Source organism: Thermosporothrix sp. COM3, from assembly GCF_059696735.1.
This window is the reverse complement of sequence record NZ_AP019376.1, coordinates 2929972-2946001: the sequence shown is the minus strand read 5'-3', so window position 1 is coordinate 2946001 and position 16030 is coordinate 2929972. Positions and strand designations below refer to the sequence as shown.

General features: G+C 53.9%; 16 protein-coding genes. 7 read left to right on the top strand and 9 right to left on the bottom strand.

Annotation, left to right across the window (positions count from 1 at the left end):
- Positions 1-128: 128 nt before the first annotated feature.
- The 4 genes from KTH_RS12730 (at position 129) to KTH_RS12715 (ending at position 3117) form a co-directional block, all read left to right on the top strand.
- Positions 129-407: a hypothetical protein gene (locus KTH_RS12730; protein ID WP_111325035.1), complete on the top strand. Its 279-nt coding sequence runs from the start codon at positions 129-131 to the stop codon at positions 405-407.
- A gap of 98 nt (positions 408-505) precedes the next feature.
- Positions 506-880, top strand: coding sequence for a VOC family protein (locus KTH_RS12725; protein WP_111325034.1), 375 nt, complete (start codon positions 506-508; stop codon positions 878-880).
- 146 nt (positions 881-1026) lie between these two features.
- Positions 1027-2052: an NAD(P)-dependent alcohol dehydrogenase gene (locus tag KTH_RS12720; RefSeq protein ID WP_497619051.1), complete on the top strand. Its 1026-nt coding sequence runs from the start codon at positions 1027-1029 to the stop codon at positions 2050-2052.
- Positions 2053-2091: 39 nt separating this feature from the next.
- Complete coding sequence (locus KTH_RS12715) at positions 2092-3117, top strand: zinc-dependent alcohol dehydrogenase family protein (RefSeq protein WP_111325032.1); 1026 nt, start codon at positions 2092-2094, stop codon at positions 3115-3117.
- Between the two features lie 51 nt (positions 3118-3168).
- On the opposite strand, the gene KTH_RS12710 is transcribed toward KTH_RS12715, so the two are convergent.
- From KTH_RS12710 to KTH_RS12690, 5 genes are all read right to left on the bottom strand, one after another.
- The gene (locus tag KTH_RS12710; protein ID WP_111325031.1) at positions 3169-4068 is read right to left on the bottom strand and encodes an NAD(P)/FAD-dependent oxidoreductase; all 900 of its coding nucleotides are present in this window, start codon (positions 4066-4068) and stop codon (positions 3169-3171) included.
- A gap of 71 nt (positions 4069-4139) precedes the next feature.
- On the bottom strand, positions 4140-4586 hold the full coding sequence (locus tag KTH_RS12705) for an RrF2 family transcriptional regulator (RefSeq protein WP_111325030.1): 447 nt from the start codon (positions 4584-4586) through the stop codon (positions 4140-4142).
- A gap of 391 nt (positions 4587-4977) precedes the next feature.
- Positions 4978-5751: an SDR family NAD(P)-dependent oxidoreductase gene (locus tag KTH_RS12700; protein ID WP_111325029.1), complete on the bottom strand. Its 774-nt coding sequence runs from the start codon at positions 5749-5751 to the stop codon at positions 4978-4980.
- 384 nt (positions 5752-6135) lie between these two features.
- Positions 6136-6699 (bottom strand): protein-tyrosine phosphatase family protein, encoded by a 564-nt coding sequence (locus KTH_RS12695; RefSeq protein ID WP_111325028.1) that lies wholly within the window; start codon positions 6697-6699, stop codon positions 6136-6138.
- 4 nt (positions 6700-6703) lie between these two features.
- On the bottom strand, positions 6704-7705 hold the full coding sequence (locus tag KTH_RS12690; RefSeq protein WP_497619046.1) for a phosphotransferase family protein: 1002 nt from the start codon (positions 7703-7705) through the stop codon (positions 6704-6706).
- Positions 7706-8109: 404 nt separating this feature from the next.
- Between KTH_RS12690 and KTH_RS12685 the strand changes: the two genes are divergently transcribed.
- Complete coding sequence (locus KTH_RS12685; protein WP_111325026.1) at positions 8110-8943, top strand: alpha/beta fold hydrolase; 834 nt, start codon at positions 8110-8112, stop codon at positions 8941-8943.
- A 71-nt stretch (positions 8944-9014) separates the two neighbouring features.
- On the opposite strand, the gene KTH_RS12680 is transcribed toward KTH_RS12685, so the two are convergent.
- From KTH_RS12680 to KTH_RS12670, 3 genes are all read right to left on the bottom strand, one after another.
- The gene (locus KTH_RS12680) at positions 9015-10073 is read right to left on the bottom strand and encodes a LacI family DNA-binding transcriptional regulator (RefSeq protein WP_170142847.1); all 1059 of its coding nucleotides are present in this window, start codon (positions 10071-10073) and stop codon (positions 9015-9017) included.
- Between the two features lie 556 nt (positions 10074-10629).
- Positions 10630-11211, bottom strand: coding sequence for a hypothetical protein (locus KTH_RS12675; RefSeq protein WP_497619042.1), 582 nt, complete (start codon positions 11209-11211; stop codon positions 10630-10632).
- A 378-nt stretch (positions 11212-11589) separates the two neighbouring features.
- Positions 11590-12720 (bottom strand): hypothetical protein, encoded by a 1131-nt coding sequence (locus tag KTH_RS12670; protein ID WP_111325023.1) that lies wholly within the window; start codon positions 12718-12720, stop codon positions 11590-11592.
- 145 nt (positions 12721-12865) lie between these two features.
- Between KTH_RS12670 and chrA the strand changes: the two genes are divergently transcribed.
- On the top strand, positions 12866-14011 hold the full coding sequence (gene chrA, locus KTH_RS12665) for a chromate efflux transporter (protein ID WP_497619040.1): 1146 nt from the start codon (positions 12866-12868) through the stop codon (positions 14009-14011).
- Here the strand turns inward: chrA and KTH_RS12660 are convergent.
- Positions 13996-14760: a TetR/AcrR family transcriptional regulator gene (locus KTH_RS12660; protein WP_497619038.1), complete on the bottom strand. Its 765-nt coding sequence runs from the start codon at positions 14758-14760 to the stop codon at positions 13996-13998. The genes chrA and KTH_RS12660 overlap by 16 nt on opposite strands.
- A gap of 83 nt (positions 14761-14843) precedes the next feature.
- Here KTH_RS12660 and KTH_RS12655 point away from each other — a divergent pair, with 83 nt between their 5' ends.
- Complete coding sequence (locus tag KTH_RS12655; protein WP_497619036.1) at positions 14844-15971, top strand: FAD-dependent oxidoreductase; 1128 nt, start codon at positions 14844-14846, stop codon at positions 15969-15971.
- Positions 15972-16030: the final 59 nt, after the last annotated feature.

Below are 16030 nucleotides of genomic sequence, written 5' to 3'. Positions count from 1 at the left end.
CACTTGACAAATGAGCAAGATATGCGTTAGATAAAAGGAAAGCGGTACCGGATTCAATACATAAAAATCGCTGTATCCTGCCACAATCTCTTAGAAGGCAGTGCACAACCTGACAGGAGGGAGAGGAGATGTCATTGAATCAGCTTGATATTACGGTTGTCATCGTCCATGAGGGATACGAGATCCCACCGCTACACCGCAAAGACGCCGTCAAGCAGGCGATCTACTCGGTCTACCGCGTCGATACCATCGACCTCGACTACTATTTTGATCAGGGAATGGACCTTCTAACCATCCTTGATTATTTGCACAAAGAGCCACTCTATCGCGCCATCGACTCCTCAGAAAAACGCGCCTATACTCAGGCGACAGAGTGGGCAAAAGAGAGGGGCTACAAAATCTTCTAAAGGCCTGCTTGCCTGATATTGAGCAAGATCAAAGAAGCCGCCGACTGATTGAGACGCTATACTGAAACCAATAGAGCAATGGAAAGGATAAAGAAGCCATGTTCACCAAATTTGGAGCCATTTCAGTTGGCGTCAACGATCAGGATAAGGCACTCGACTTCTACATTAACACGCTTGGTTTTGAAAAGATCATCGATACCCCGATGAGCGAAACTGAGCGCTGGCTTGAAGTCGCGCTACCCGGAACCCAAACGCATCTCATCCTCGGTCTGCGTGGTCAAAGCGTCCCCGACAGAACAGGGATGACAGGCTTCATCCTGTACACAGACGATATTGAAGCAACGTACAAAGAGCTCAAGAGCCGAGGAGTGACCATTACCCATGAGCTTTCTAACGAGCCGTGGGGAAAATGGCTTCAGTTCGCCGACCTTGATGGAAACGAGTTCGGTGTCTTCGCTCCCCCGGCTCGCTAAAAGCGCTTCGCATTCCAACGGCCAGCCTTCTGACAGGAGGCTGGCTTTTTTGGGTTGTCTGCCTTGCACTATGTATCGGTATTGGCGTCTGAAGCGGTACAATAAACAAGAGAAGAAAGATATAGCTGTTAGAAAGGACCAGGAGCATGAGAAATCAAGCAGCAGTACTCTATGCGCCCCATGATATTCGGCTGGAAGAAAGGCCGAAGCCCGTTCCGGGGCCTCACGAAGTGCTGGTTGAAATCAAAGCTGTGGGCGTCTGTGGCTCTGATGTCCACTACTACGAGCATGGGCGCATTGGCTCTTTTCTTGTTCAGAAGCCGCTTATCCTGGGTCACGAATCGGCAGGCACGATTGTTGAAGTAGGCGAGGGAGTTGATAGGGCCAGGATCGGGCAGCGGGTGGCGATCGAGCCGGGTGTTCCCTGTCGAATGTGCCGGGAATGCCGTCACGGTCGCTATAATCTCTGTCGCAACGTGCAGTTCTTTGGCACACCTCCCGTTGACGGCGCCTTTACCAACTACGTCACGATTCCCGCTGATTTCGCGTATCCGCTCCCTGATAAGATATCATTCGAGGAAGGTGCCCTGATGGAGCCTCTTTCGGTCGGGTTATGGGCCTGTCGCAAGGCGCGGCTCCAGGGAGGCGATCGCGTCCTGATTACCGGAGCCGGTCCTATCGGTCTTGTATCGATGAAGGTTGCTCTGGCGCTCGGTGCAACCGATGTGATCGTGACCGATGTGTTTCCTCAGCGGCTGGAGATAACGCGAACGCTTGGTGCAACACGAACCGTGAACGTTGCGCAGGAAACGCTGACTGATGCCAAGCTGGATGCTGATGTGCTGATCGAGTGTTCGGGGAATCGCAGCGCTCTCCAGAATGGGATACGCTCGCTTCGGCCTGCCGGGCGGGCCGTCGTTGTTGGTATGGGGCCAGGAGAGGAAACAAGCATTCCGCTGGCGTTCATCCAGAACAATGAAATCGAGCTTACAGGCATCTTCCGCTATGCGAACACCTACCGGGATGCGATCGCACTGGTAGCCTCGGGTCACGTCGATATCAAGTCGATCATCACCAGCTACTATTCACTGGAACAGACGGAGCAAGCGCTACAGGCCGCGAAAAATGATCCGGCAAATATCAAGCCCATTGTTGTGCCAGAACGGTCGTAGCGCGTTGTCATCTGCATTCGGGAAAGGAGAGCCCAGAGCATGCGAGCCGTGATTATCGATACACCGGGAACCATTCGGGTAGGCAGTGTGCCCGATCCCACGCCCGGCCCGGAAGAGCTGGTCATCAAGGTGGGAGCCTGTGGTATTTGCGGTACAGATCTTCATATTGCAGATGGGGAGTTCCCGCCGACACCATACCCGATCATCCCCGGGCATGAGTTCGCCGGGGAAGTTGTGGCAGTCGGAACCCGGGTCCCCGAGATGATGGGGGAGACCTTCACGATCGGGACACGCGTTGCGGTTGATCCCTCCCTTTTCTGCGGGCATTGTGCCTTCTGTCATGTGGGTAAGGGAAATCTGTGCGAGAACTGGAATGCGATCGGGGATACGGTCAACGGCGCGTTTGCCGAATATGTCGCGGTGCCTGCTGCCAACGCCTACCCCATACCAGAACGCGTCTCATACCGAGAGGCCGCACTGATCGAGCCGGTATCCTGCGCGGTCCATGGTATCCATCGCCTGCAACCGAGTCTGGGAGATAGCATGTTGATCGTTGGCGCGGGGACAATGGGCTTGCTGCTGTTGCAACTGGCACTGCGTGGGGGCGCCTCACGAGTCGCGGTGCTCGATCTCAACACGGAACGGCTTGCGCTGGCGAAGAGGCTCGGCGCCTATCAGACAGCCAACAACCTCATTGATATTCTGGCACTTGAGCCTTCGGGCTTTGACTGCGTCATTGATGCAACAGGCGTGCCACCCGCGATTGAAAGCGCTCTACAAGCGGTGAAACGAGGCGGTAAGTTTATGATTTTTGGCGTTGCCCCGAGTGAAGCCAGAGTCGCGCTCTCGCCGTTTCGCATCTACAATGACGAGATCACGATTGTTGGATCGATGGCTGTGCTGCACTCGTATCAGCAAGCCGTTGATCTGGTCAGCCGCGGCGCAATTGACACAAGCGTGATGCTGACAGAGGCCTTTCCCCTCGAAGACTTCTCGAAGGCACTTGACCGTGTCCGCCGTGGAGAGGGTCTGAAAACGCAAATTCTTCCCAACGGCGAGCTCTGATCCGTACTATAAGAAGAACAGCCGGAATGCCCTGGCTGTTCTTCCCTTCCCTCAATGAAAAGCACGCTCGGTCAATGTGGCATTGATATGCATCGCGGCCTGGCTCCCCTGCGCGGCGGCAAGAATCAACTGTGCAGGGCCTTGCAGTGTCGCGTCACCCGCAGCATAGACGCCGGGAACGCTGGTTCTCCCCTGCGGATTGGTGACAATTCCGCCCATTGCATTCATATCACACCCGAGCTGAGAAGCAAATGGTGCAGCCTGCGACAGTTCTGTCAGGACAAAGCCGCCGACACAGTTTCTCTCTTCTCCGGAGGCAAAGACAACGCGCTCCAGATGCCCGTTCGAGCCAATCAATGCGCTAATGCGGTCCTCCACAACCTGGATCCCATGCTTGTGAAGTAGCTGCTTCTGCTCATCCTTTAGAACTGTATGACCATTCGTGCATACGACAAGATCACGGCTCCAATTCCAGATAGTTTCTGCCAGATGGAAGGTTCGCTCTCCCTCAGCGATGAGGACAAGGGGTTGATCCCGAAGCTCCCAACCATCACAGTACGGACAGTTGAACAGGCTCGTTCCATAATAATCGTAGATGCCATCAACGGCAGGAAGCTGTTCTTTCAGCCCGGTCGCAAGAAGAACAATTCGCGCCTGAAGCGGCTCCTGATCGTCCGTAAGCACTTCAAAGATGTCGCCCTGCTTGCGAACAGCAGTGACATGCGCCCACCGCATTTCGACCGATGGATATGCGCTTATTTCCCGATGCGCGGTCGCCCGGAACTCGCTCGGCTTGATCCCATCCCGGGTCAAAAAGCCGTGCGACTCATGAGTTACCGCGTTCCGAGGTCGGTTATCATCGAAAACAACAACGCTCCTTCGCGCACGACCAAGTACAAGGGCAGCGCTCAACCCGGCCGGTCCGCCTCCAATAATGGCACAATCAATCATGCGAGATATCCTTTCCTTTTGAAAGACTTCATGGACTCTTAAAGTCGATAATATAGAGAAAAAAAAGATGCTCATGTGGGCATCTCTTGTTCCCGCAACATCTGTTCCAGATGGCGAGGCAAGCCTGATCGGCGCTCGATCAACTCAATGAGCTTGCGTCGCTTGAGGTAATCTTCCATCAGGTGCTCTGCATCTGTCATTACACCTTGAATCAAGCAGGTCTGATGATTGAGCCCATCGCCACAGTGAAACAGTGAAGCAGTCCCTTCGATTGCCTGAATGACATCCAGAAAAGAAAGATCGGCTCTGTTGCTGGTCAGTCTGTATCCGCCATTGATCCCGGACGTGGACTCGATCAGGCCTGCCTTCACCAGCCTGCTCAGAATTTTAGAGAGATAGGCCGGGGACACTCCCTGAAGCTCCGCCAGTTTCTGAACGCCGATTGTCGTTCCGGGCGAGAGCGCCACAAAATAAAGCATGGTATGCAGCGCATAATTGGTTGCCTGCGAGTATTTCATTGTGACCCCCTCTTGACTATGATAGGCTCAACCTGTGAATAGACTATGACAAAACATGCTCTCTGATGACCCCATCTACGACAGATCAATCTCAGGCAGCGTCTCTGATAGAGCTTCCGCCTTGATAGAATTTGCTCTGTGATGGACTCAGTGAGTCTATTATAGACAAAGAGAAACCATAATGTCAAGAGGTCACGCTTCAAAATTACCCTCTCACTTCGCATAGTGGCGCGTACGCGCCATAGCAGGCAGCCAGACCTATTCAAGTTTGAGAACTCTCTTTAAGCTTACCCATTACGACTGCAAGCCGAGGGCACTTTCATTGTGAATAGGCAGACATTGAAGAAGGTTGCTGTTCTCGCTTTGGCACACTTGAGCAGCCCGGGCCGCTTTAATTGTGAACGCCCCCGTCAATTTTCACTACTTCGCCGGTCATAAAGCCGCCATCCGCTGAGGCAAGCATAGCAACAACATCGGCTACTTGCTCAGGCTGTCCGAAGAGCTGATCAGGCCGCGTCATGTGCATGAACAGGGATTGATCCAGCCCATCCATGCGCTGATTCTGGGCAGCAGCCAGCGGAGTGGCGATACCGCCGGGGGCAATTGCGTTCACCCGCACCCCCTGCCGAATATACTCCCACGCCAGCGAACGCGTCATTGACATAATGCCTCCCTTGCTCGCAGAGTACGCCGCCATGTAGGGATGACCGAAATAGACGGACGTGGATGCCGCGTTGACAATATTGCCCTTCGTTTTGACCAGGTGTGGCAGCGCCTCCCGACAGCACAGGAAGGTACCGACCAGGTTGGTATTGATGACCTCCATAAATTGCGCCAGCGACGTTTCTGTTGTCTGAGACGAGCGCAGAATACCCGCCATATTCACCAGCACATCAAGGCGTCCTTCCTTTTCTACCACCTGCTGGAAGAAACGCTTCACCTCTTGCTCATCCGAAATAGAGGCTGCGATAAAGCTGGCACGTCCTCCAGCAGCCGCCTGTTTCTCCGCCAGCTCAACCGTTTCCTTCAAGCCAGCCTCATTGACATCAATCCCATAGGCAATAGCGCCTTCCGAAACCAGACGCACCAGAACAGCCCGGCCAATACCGGAAGCCGCTCCCGTCACAATGACAACTTTGTCAGCAAAACGAGCAAGCTGAGACATAGTCTTTCTCCTTTGTTCCATGTCCATTGGAACATGTTCATCTTCCCGACCGCTCTCTGTCGGGGAATACACATACCATCATCGAAAAGAGTAGATGACGCGTGCCGCTCTTCCTGATAGAGAGTTCGATCACCACCGCAGCATGAACGCTCGTGATGGTCGGTCACCATCATAAATCGATACATCTCAATAGAACGGGCAAGTTCTCCGAGTAAGCCAGGTAAACCTCAGGGATTCGATCGGCTTTACAGACGAGGTTGAAGCGATACAGGAGACTCGCTATAAATCGATTTATGTTCCTGACAGAGTATACCCCGCACTGTTCTGCTTGTCAACGGAGCTTGTTAGCAGGCGGGTTGCTGAGGCGCGTCAGCCTCGCATTCTTTAACCAGGAATATTGGCGCTCCGACAGCGATCGAGCAGCGTATCAAGGCGCGGATCTCGGGACTCGCGTGCGTTCCGCCCCTGCTTTTTCACGGCAGCAATGGCCTCCTCATTCGACATCCCGCGATAACTGACCAGCCAGGCAGCAAGCACGTGGCCCGTTCGCCCGACTCCACCAGAACAATGCACCACGGCTTTTGTCTGCTGGCGGTCCGCTTCAGCAAGGAAGGGCAAAATCTGATCTATAAGCTGCGTTTCCTCCGCAAGATGAAAATCGTCAATGGGAACCCAGAGCACGTTCTGGTCTCCGAAGGCGCGGCGATAGGCTCCAGGCAGATCATCGTAGGCTGCAAGCTGCTTCTCAGGCAACAGGCAGACAACGCGTGCGATTCCCTGCCCGCGCATAAAGGAAATCCAGGTATCGACGAGCGTGGCGGAAACACGCTTGAACGGGAAACCCGGGCGACGCGCACCAAAGATAAACGGTTCCTCTTCAGAGGCGGCACTAAAGCCATGCTCCGGACGGCTCATCCATTGCACCAGATTCTGAAAGATATGCTGCATCGATCTATCCTTTCTGCATAACCTTTTTGCTCATATGACCAAAGGAGGAGAGGGCTCTTTCCATATTGATGATGAACCCATGAATCCCGTTCGGATTCTCGCGCTGCGCGTTCACCATCAGCATGATGAGCGACTCGCGAAGCAGAGCCAGTTGAAACAGTGTGTCAAAGTTCTCTTGAAAGAGACGTGGATTTCCATAGGAGGCACGAACCCTGCTCAGCGGAATCTGTTCGCTATAGTATGCATCCCAGTTGACGAGATCAATAATCGGATGATTCCCTGAGCAATCCTGCATGTCGACGAGACCACTGATATGATCACCATCCACCAGGATATGCTGTGGCCCAAAATCGCCATGAATGAGCGCCGCTGGCGAGAAGGCGTAGAGATCAGAATGCGCATTCAGGATATCAAGGCTGGTTGCAACCGTTGAGGCCGGAACGCCCCACTTCTTCGCTGCCACCTCCAATTCAGGCACCCTGCCATTCAGTTCCAGCATGACATCTGCAAAGGAGGCCAGTGAGCCGGTTCCATCAGGCCGAAGAAAGCCGAAACCCTCCACTTTCACGCTATGCAATCTACCGAGCACCTCCCCAATCTGGTCAATTGCATGGTTGGGTGCTGCGCCTTCCTGAAGCAGCATATCGAGCGACTTGCCCGGCAACTTCTCTTCGATACAGAACATCACCGTTGTATCATCATAGCTGGCCTGCTCAACAAGGAACACACGCGGCGTTGGAACTCCGGCCTGATGGGCGGCATGCAACGCCCATCGCTCAGCCTCAAAGCGATGATTCTCCTTGTGGGAGATCCGCACAATCAGCCGCTCGTCCCCGGTTGTGACCACATCATGCACCTCGTTATCCTGACCGAGAATCAGGCGGCTTGCATGGGCGATGCTCTGCCCGGTCGCTTTCCGCACATATTCCTGTATCACGCTGGTTGGCGTATTCCATGCGCAGTGTCGCGTCTGAAGCCACTGCGTCAGGGAAGAAGTATCCGTCATATTGCTATCCTGTCATCTGTTTACAGCGCAGATTCCCGACTCTCTCTGCTCTAAAGAAGTATACCCGAGAACCAGAAGAAGAGACAAGAAACTGTTACACCGCTCAAGCCTCTTCTACATAAGTGCTGTAGGCTATTTTCTGCATGCTGTATTTACGCCATTTGTCAGCGAGAAATCTCATACGTGCTTACATCAGCCAGTATGTCTTGACCATCTCCCTCCGAAGCACGATAATCTCATCTGTGATAGGAAGCTGGCAAGTTCCCTTTCTCTCATCGTGCACCACGATCCGGGATAAACCACCTTGCGGACCCGCCGGGAGAAGTCATATACTGGGCTTCGACATGATGACGAAGCGCTCACAAGAGGCGCACAGGGAAGCCACCGGAGAAAGGAAACACATTATGCAGTGCGTCGTTCGAGATCTACCCCTCTTTTATGAGGTGCGCGGGACAGGGATGCCGATTCTCTGTCTTCATGGCTTTGGATGCGATCATCAGCAGATGACAGGCTGCCTGGAACCACTCTTCAGCCAACAGGCAGGATGGCAACGAATCTATCTGGATCTCCCGGGGATGGGCCGGACACCAGGAAGAGATGATATTACCAGTTCTGATGACATTCTGGCCCTCGTGCTTGATTTTATTGATGCCGTGATCGGAGACCAGCCATTCCTGCTCATCGGCGCATCCTATGGCGGCTATCTGTGTCAGGCTATCCTGCATCAGAGGTTCGCCCGGGTTGTGGGAATGGCCCTTCTCTGTCCGGGAGTGCTGATGGAGCGTGCGCAACGGGATCTCCCGGCTCAAACGGTACTGGTCGAGAACCCCGCACTCCTGGCCGAACTCGATGCAGCCGACGCCGAGGAATTCGCCTCGATTGCGGTAGTACAGGACAGAGCCGTCTGGGAACGCTTTCAACGTGAGATTCTCAGCGGGGCAAAACTGGCGGACGAGGCATTTCTACAGAAGATCAGCCAACGCTATAGCTGCTCCTTCGATGTGCGCAAGCTTCCCCAGCCGTTTTTGCGTCCGGTGCTTCTACTCACGGGTCGACAAGATCACGTTACGGGCTATCGCGATGTCTGGCAGATTCTGGAAAATTACCCGCGTGGGACCTTCGCGGTGCTGGATCGCGCCGGGCACAATCTGCCTGCAGAGCAGCCGCACCTGTTCACTGCCCTGATGCATGAATGGCTGGAACGAGTACAGGAAGCGCTGCAAAAGAGAGATGCATAACGGGCACAGCACATGAGATCAGGCAACAAGAGGAGGAAGAAACGCAGCAGACTAAAGCGGATGGCATGGGCTCAGGTCGAATGGCGCTGAATCAGGTGCGGCTTCAATGGGCTTGTCAGCTTCTCCGGGATCGCTTCCCCTTGATGTAACGCGTGGAGCAGCTCAGCAATCTGTTTGCCCATGTTTGCCTCGTCCAGATTGATCGAGGTGAGCGGCGGCCATGTCCCCTCAGCGAACGAGAGATCATCGGTCCCTACAACGCCCACCTCTTGTGGCACACGGATGCCTCGCTGCGCCAGCGCTCCAAGCAGAAACAGGGCATACTCGTCGTTGAACGCGTAGACCCCGACCCGGGAAGCTCGCCCGACAAGCTGCTTCTCGACAAAAGCCAGGGCAGCCTGTGCCGAGAGCTGAAGCGGCACAATATCCAGCGTAATCTGCTCGGCCTCGGGATGCTCCGCGATAGCCTCACGCATACCCTCAAGCCGCTGCTGAAACGGGTAATCCTGACCGATGTGCGCCTGATCTTCGGGACGAACCAGCACCAGATGGCGATAGTCCCGCTCCAGAAGATGACGCGCTGCCAGATACCCCGGCTCTCTCATTGGAAGGACCAGCGTGCAGGTGTGCGCAATCGGGACAGGATAAAAGCTGTAGAAAATGATATACTCGATACCATTGGCTCGCGCCTGCTCGACATCGGCTTCAGAGAAATGGAATGGGGTAGTAACGATTGCCAGCGGTCGACGTGCGAAAATACGCTGATATAGCTCCTGCCTCTGTTCATCAGTGAGCCCCTGACAATAATACGTGGTTGGAATATACCCATAGCGCAGGGCTGCATTCTGGAAGGCTCCGGTCAGCTCTACTCCCAGAGGCGTTATCATGACATCGAGAATCCCGGCAACTTCTGGACTCTGCCCGGTCCGAAGCGTGCGAGCAAGCAGGTGAGGCTGATAGTGGAGTTCCTCAACAGCCTTCCAAACTTTCGCACGGGTTTCCTCGCTCACGTACTTGTTACGCTCCCCATCACGCTCATTGAGGACAAAAGAGACCGCGGTTCGCGACACTCCGGCTCTTTGAGCAACATCGCTGATTGTCACAGAGGAACGGCGCTTTTTTTCGCTCATGTTTTCCCCCTTCCACAGCATTGATACAGAAAAATAAATCGATTTAACCTGCAAAGTATTGCACGCCCGGGTATACTCTGTCAACAGACAACTCGATGTATATCCAGCATCTACAGCACTTCACGCGGAGAGAAACCAAACAGGAAAGCATGCTGCCGACCGCCTGGGAGGCTCAATACCTATTGCGATACCTGCGTTTTTTGCCCTAAGATATGAGCGAGGAACGAGCGAACAGCAATATATGCCAGTCCTTCAGGCTGGTGAAGAGGAGAAAAATGTATGGCCGATCCAGCACAGACCCGTCATGAAAGCACGATCCCGGAATATCAAAACAGCCAGCCAGATTATATTGACACAGAGGCTCATCAGCACGCTTCAGATATGCATCTCTGGCATTGATACCCCGCGAACTGGAAACGCATTCATGTGACGCCCGCGGAGCGCCGCCTTGTGATGAATGAGTTCAAGCATACATCGAGCGCATGACAAGAAAGCGTCAGGGAACTTCCCCGGCGCTTTCGTGCAATGTTTAACAACCAGCCGTAAAGAGAGCAATCTAGAGGGTGGCTTCAAAAGTCCCGAAAGTCGCTTCAAAGGCTGCAACCTCGATGGCTGGCACCAGTTCGCAGGTCATGCCCGCAGCCTCGGCGGCCTCTCGCTCTTTCTCTCCGACTCCAAGATACAGACATTCAGAAGGCGCTACCTGTAAATGTTGCGCGATCGTAAGGAATAAGGCCGGAGCGGGCCCGATCACCTGACTCACAAATAGAGCACCCTCCGGGAAAAACGATCCCAGTTCAAACGCTATCTGCTCGATCAGCCCCTGATATTGCGCGTCAGACATTCGCCTTCGGGCATTGGCGTCACCAAGCGAGATAAACCAGGGAACCCCGTAAAGCCCTAACTCCTGTGTTATCTCCTTGATGTTCGCTGCAACACGTGCTGGCACAGAGACACCGTCCGGCGAAAACGCCCTCTGCTCCGCTGTGCGCTCGATCAGCGTGTTCTGATTGGAGATAATCGCAAGGGGAATCCGCTGAGCAGAAAAAGAGGCAAGTCGCTCAGGGATGCCTGGTAACGGAATTGCACTTCCTTTCTGTACGAGGGCATCAAGATCAAGTATAGCTGCTTTTATCATATGTTGGTTCCTTTCGCTTCGACCTAATCCCCAAAACTCAGCGATGGGCGCTGATTTCCTCCTGTAGAGGTGACACGATTCAGGCCATATTGAAGTGGTAGTCCTACCTGTTAGTAATAATACGACAGAGGGAGGGAAAAAGAAGCAAGCAGTTTTTCCTCTACAGTATTGATTATTAAACGCCCTCCGCCCGATCATCATGCAATGCATGCCAGAAACAAACACCGAATCAGAATGGGAGCAATTTCCAGATATTTTCAGTCTGGCTAACAAGCGCTTCCCTTCTCTATACGGTATTTCACCCTCAGCCACTTCTTGTAATAGAAAACTCTTTTTACTTCTCTCTCATCAAATCATTTTTATTTTCTCTCATATCTATCATAGTCGGTTCATGCCCCTCGCCTGCGTTTTCAGCTCATTCAGTGGAACAACGACAATGAAAGAGATCTGGCGGGAGCGTTCAGCTTTCTCCCTGACCTGTTGCCACGCCTCTATCATCGCCTCAAAGGCATCCTGAAGCACGCGCCCAATAATTGCAGCGGCGTTCTGGTCAATGCCCGCACTCATCTTGATAAGCTCATAATCAAGCGCTTGCCAGCACTTGCGTAATGCACTGATAGATTCTATTGCCTCAATAACTTCAGTACGTAGCTCGTTCAGGCTCAGCGTGGCCTGTTCCAGACATTCAATAAAGCGCTCGGCCTGTTGCTCGCTCTCAGAAGCCCCCGTTATCTGCTTCTGGATCTTCTGCATGCATGCCTTCCATTCTGCGGCGAGGTCGTCATAGGTAGCGAGCATGCCCTGCGAAACCGAGGCCCCGATGAGCTGTATCCAGGCGTAATGCTCAATATCAGCAAACTGTTTGTAATACATCCGCTCATACTTCTTTGTGCCCTGAAGTAGCTCCTTGCGCACCTTCTCCACTTCCTGACGCATCGGGACCAGCGCTTTCACAATTCGGATCATACGCCTGTGATACTTGCTATAGAGCGGAATAAATGCACGTTTCTCCGTTTCAAGATCATCAAGTAACTGGGTATAGTGATCGATAACCTCTATAGTACGAGCCTCGTAGCGCTGGATATCTCCTCGAAGGCTGTCCAGCAGCGCCTGAAACTCACGGGCCAGCGCTTGCTTCTGTTCCTCGGCAGCAAGCAGATAGTCTTGCGCCAATGTGTAGAGCGCCCTATAGGAAATGGCAGTACTGCGGGCATAGGTGATGACATCGGTTGCGAGCGTAATATTCAACGGGAGGACATCCTTGAAGAAATGAGCGCAACATTCCTTGATCGAGCCATACACGCGTAACAGGTCATTGAACTCGATCGCCTTCTGCTCTGGAATGCCGGTCAGCGTTTCCAGCTCTTTCGGCGTAGCAGGAAGCCGTCTCGCCCCATCGATATAGCGCTGAAGGGCGTAGAACTCGGGCTGTTGAAGCACAAATGGGTCATCTGGCCTTTCCATCCCTTTGATATGTGGGCCAAGCTGAAAGGGGTTTCCATAGCGCACAGGCAGATTCCTTTCTAGAAACGAAGCGCAAGGTACATCTCCATTACAGTATACAAAGCCATCAAATCGATATGCCTCAATACGGCAGAGGTTCGGGCTGCTGTGCTATGATGATAGGGGAATATGATGCAGGAAAGGAATGCCTATGAGCGAAAGCAAGCAGTTGAACCATAGAGGGCGTCTGGCTGAGGTTGCCGGGGTCTTTTTGCGACTTGGCTGCACGGCTTTTGGAGGACCGGCGGCCCATATCGCCATGATGCGTGAGGAGGTCGTCAGGCGGCGTCGGTGGGTGGATGATCAGACTTTCCTTGACCTGCTCGGTGTCGTGAACCTGATTCCTGGTCCGAACTCGACCGAGCTGGCGATTCACCTGGGCTATGTACGGGCTGGCTGGCCCGGGCTGATCGTAGCGGGAGTCTGTTTTATCGTTCCGGCAATGCTCATCGTACTGGCGTTTGCCTGGGCTTATGTGACTTTTGGCTCACTCCCACAGGTAGGCTGGCTGCTCTATGGCATTAAACCGGTCATCATCGCGATTGTCGCCATATCGCTATGGGGACTGGGGAAAACGGTTCTGCGCGGCTGGTTTGCTGTGGTGATGGCGGCGCTTCTGATGGGACTCTACCTGCTCAATGTCAACGAAGTACTTGTGCTTTTCGGCGGAGGAATCGCCTATGCACTGTTGCGGACGCTTGGCAGAAAACTGCACCTGTTCTCATGCTCACTACCATCGCTGCTGCTGTTCGCACCCATGCACGCCACCCCTGAAGGCTTGCTTACGCTTTTCCTCACCTTTCTGAAAATTGGCGCGATCCTGTATGGAAGCGGCTATGTACTGCTGGCCTTTCTGCGCGACGATTTCGTGCTGTCGCTTCACTGGCTCACAGATCAGCAGCTCCTGGACGCGATCACGGTCGGACAGTTCACGCCCGGCCCTGTGTTCACCACCTCGACCTTTGTTGGCTATCTCATCGCGGGCTGGCAGGGCGCATTGCTGGCAACACTCGGCATCTTTCTCCCATCGTTCATCTTTGTGGGGCTGATACATCGGCTGGCAAGCACGCTTCGGCGCTTTGTATGGACCTCGCTGTTACTGGATGGGGTAAATACCGCGGCCTTTGCGTTGATGGGAGGCGTGCTTTTACAACTGGGGCAACAGGCGCTTCCTGATCCATTGACCTGGGGAATCGCGCTCGGTGCGCTGCTCATCCTGTTGCGCTGGAACGTCAATTCGGCCTGGCTGATTCTTGCGGGAGCTGCGATCGGACTGCTACGCTACTGGTGGTTCTGAGCACGTTGCGCGTCGGCATAAGAAGCAATGCCCTCCAGCAACCGTGTCAGTCCAAAGCGGAACGTCTCATCTGGTGAGCGCTCCTGAGCTTCAAGAATCGCTTTTGCCAGAAATGGATAGCGTCCGCTTTCAATCACCTGCTTTTGGATATAGGGATACATGCTATGCTGCCACTCTTCCTCACTCAAGCCGCTCCGCCGCTGCTCTTCCGCCTCCCCTATCTCATTCTGCACAAAGCCGAAAATGTAGGCATTGAACAGCTCCAGAATGTTCATGTTGGTGGTCATGTCAAGGCCAAGCTGACTGACCACTCCAAGCAGATAATCGGTCTTTTGCAGGGTATTTGGCCCGAAGGCAGGGCGATGACCGGCCAGTGAGGCAAACCACGGGTGCCGATGAATCATCTCGCGCATCTGGATAGCGAATGCTTCCAGCGAGGAACGCCAATCATCTGCGGGCTTCAGCAAAACCTCGCCATACACTGCATCAATCATCAGATCCAACACATCTTCTTTCCGCTCGATATACCAGTAGAGCGCCATCGCACTGACACCGAGAGCCGTCGCGATACGCCGAATGGAAATCGCGTTAATGCCCTCAGCGTCCGCCAGTGCCAGCGCGGTACTGACGATCTGCTCTCGACTCAAAGCAGGCCGCTCACGTCGAGGACGCTCAGGCCGTGCCCAGACAGGGACAGCAGCGCGTTCCGAGGCCGCTTCTTCCGCATGATGGTTGACTTTTTTTCTCATGGATGCTAGTATAACTACTATACAGTGTACAATTCAATATACGTCGTATAATAACTCCGTTTTAAGGAGAAGGAGAAAAGAGTATGACCCGGATCGCGATTATTGGGGCTGGCCCCGGAGGCTTAACCCTTGCTCGCCTGCTACAACAGCAGGGCTTCACACCAACCATCTTCGAGCGGGATACATCGCCACATGCACGTACGCAGGGAGGCAGCCTTGACCTTCACGCCGGCTCCGGCCTGGATGCCATCCAGAAGGCCAGACTTGAAGCCGAGTTTCGAGCACTGGCACGCCCTCAGGATCAGGCGCTACGCATTATTGATAAGACGGGCAAGTTGCTATTGGAAGATCACCAGGACACCACAGCGTTCATTCAGCCAGAGATCGACCGAGCCGAGTTGCGCTCATTGCTGGTCGCGTCGGTTGTTCCCGAAAGCATTCGATGGGGCTGGAAACTGCATAGCATTCATGCTGACGACAACCGGACGTATACTCTGCACTTCGAGAACGGACAGATCGAGACATTTGATCTGGTCATCGGCGCTGATGGCACATGGTCACGCGTGCGGCCCCTGTTGACAGACGCGACGCCTATCTATTGCGGTGTGACCTACATCGAACTGGGCATCGACGATATTGACAACCGCTACCCCGAGCTTGCTCGCTTTGTCGGGCGTGGCTCTCTGGTTGCTGTCGACAACAACAGAAACCTTACCACGCAGCGCAACGCGCACGGTCATATTCGCATCTATACCGCGTTCCGGGCGCTCATAGAAGATATCCACATCGATGATACGCACCCGGCACGAGCACGAGAGCAACTGCTTGCGCTCTTTGAGGGCTGGAATCCCGCACTACAGGAATTGATCCGTGTCAGTAATGATAAGATTACAACCAGACCGCTCTACATGCTTCCAACTGGGCTAACTTGGCCAGGCCGTCCAGGTGTCACCTTGCTCGGAGACGCGGCCCACCTGATGCCGCCGTTCGCGGGTCAGGGCGTTAATGGAGCGATGAAGGATGCACTTGAGCTGACAGAGGCGCTCGTTCAGCACACCACACTCGACAAGGCGCTTCATGCTTACGAGCAAGCAATGTTTGAACGCGCCAGAAAAGCGGCTCTCCTGACCGCCGAGGGGCTTGAGATGCTGCATGGTGACGACGCCGTTTCCACTACGGTCGCTTACTTTCGCCAGTTTATTGCAGAATAGGTGAGACTGGAGCTGTCTGGCGAAGGGTGCATCCTTTAGCGAAACGGCTCCGCTTCCTT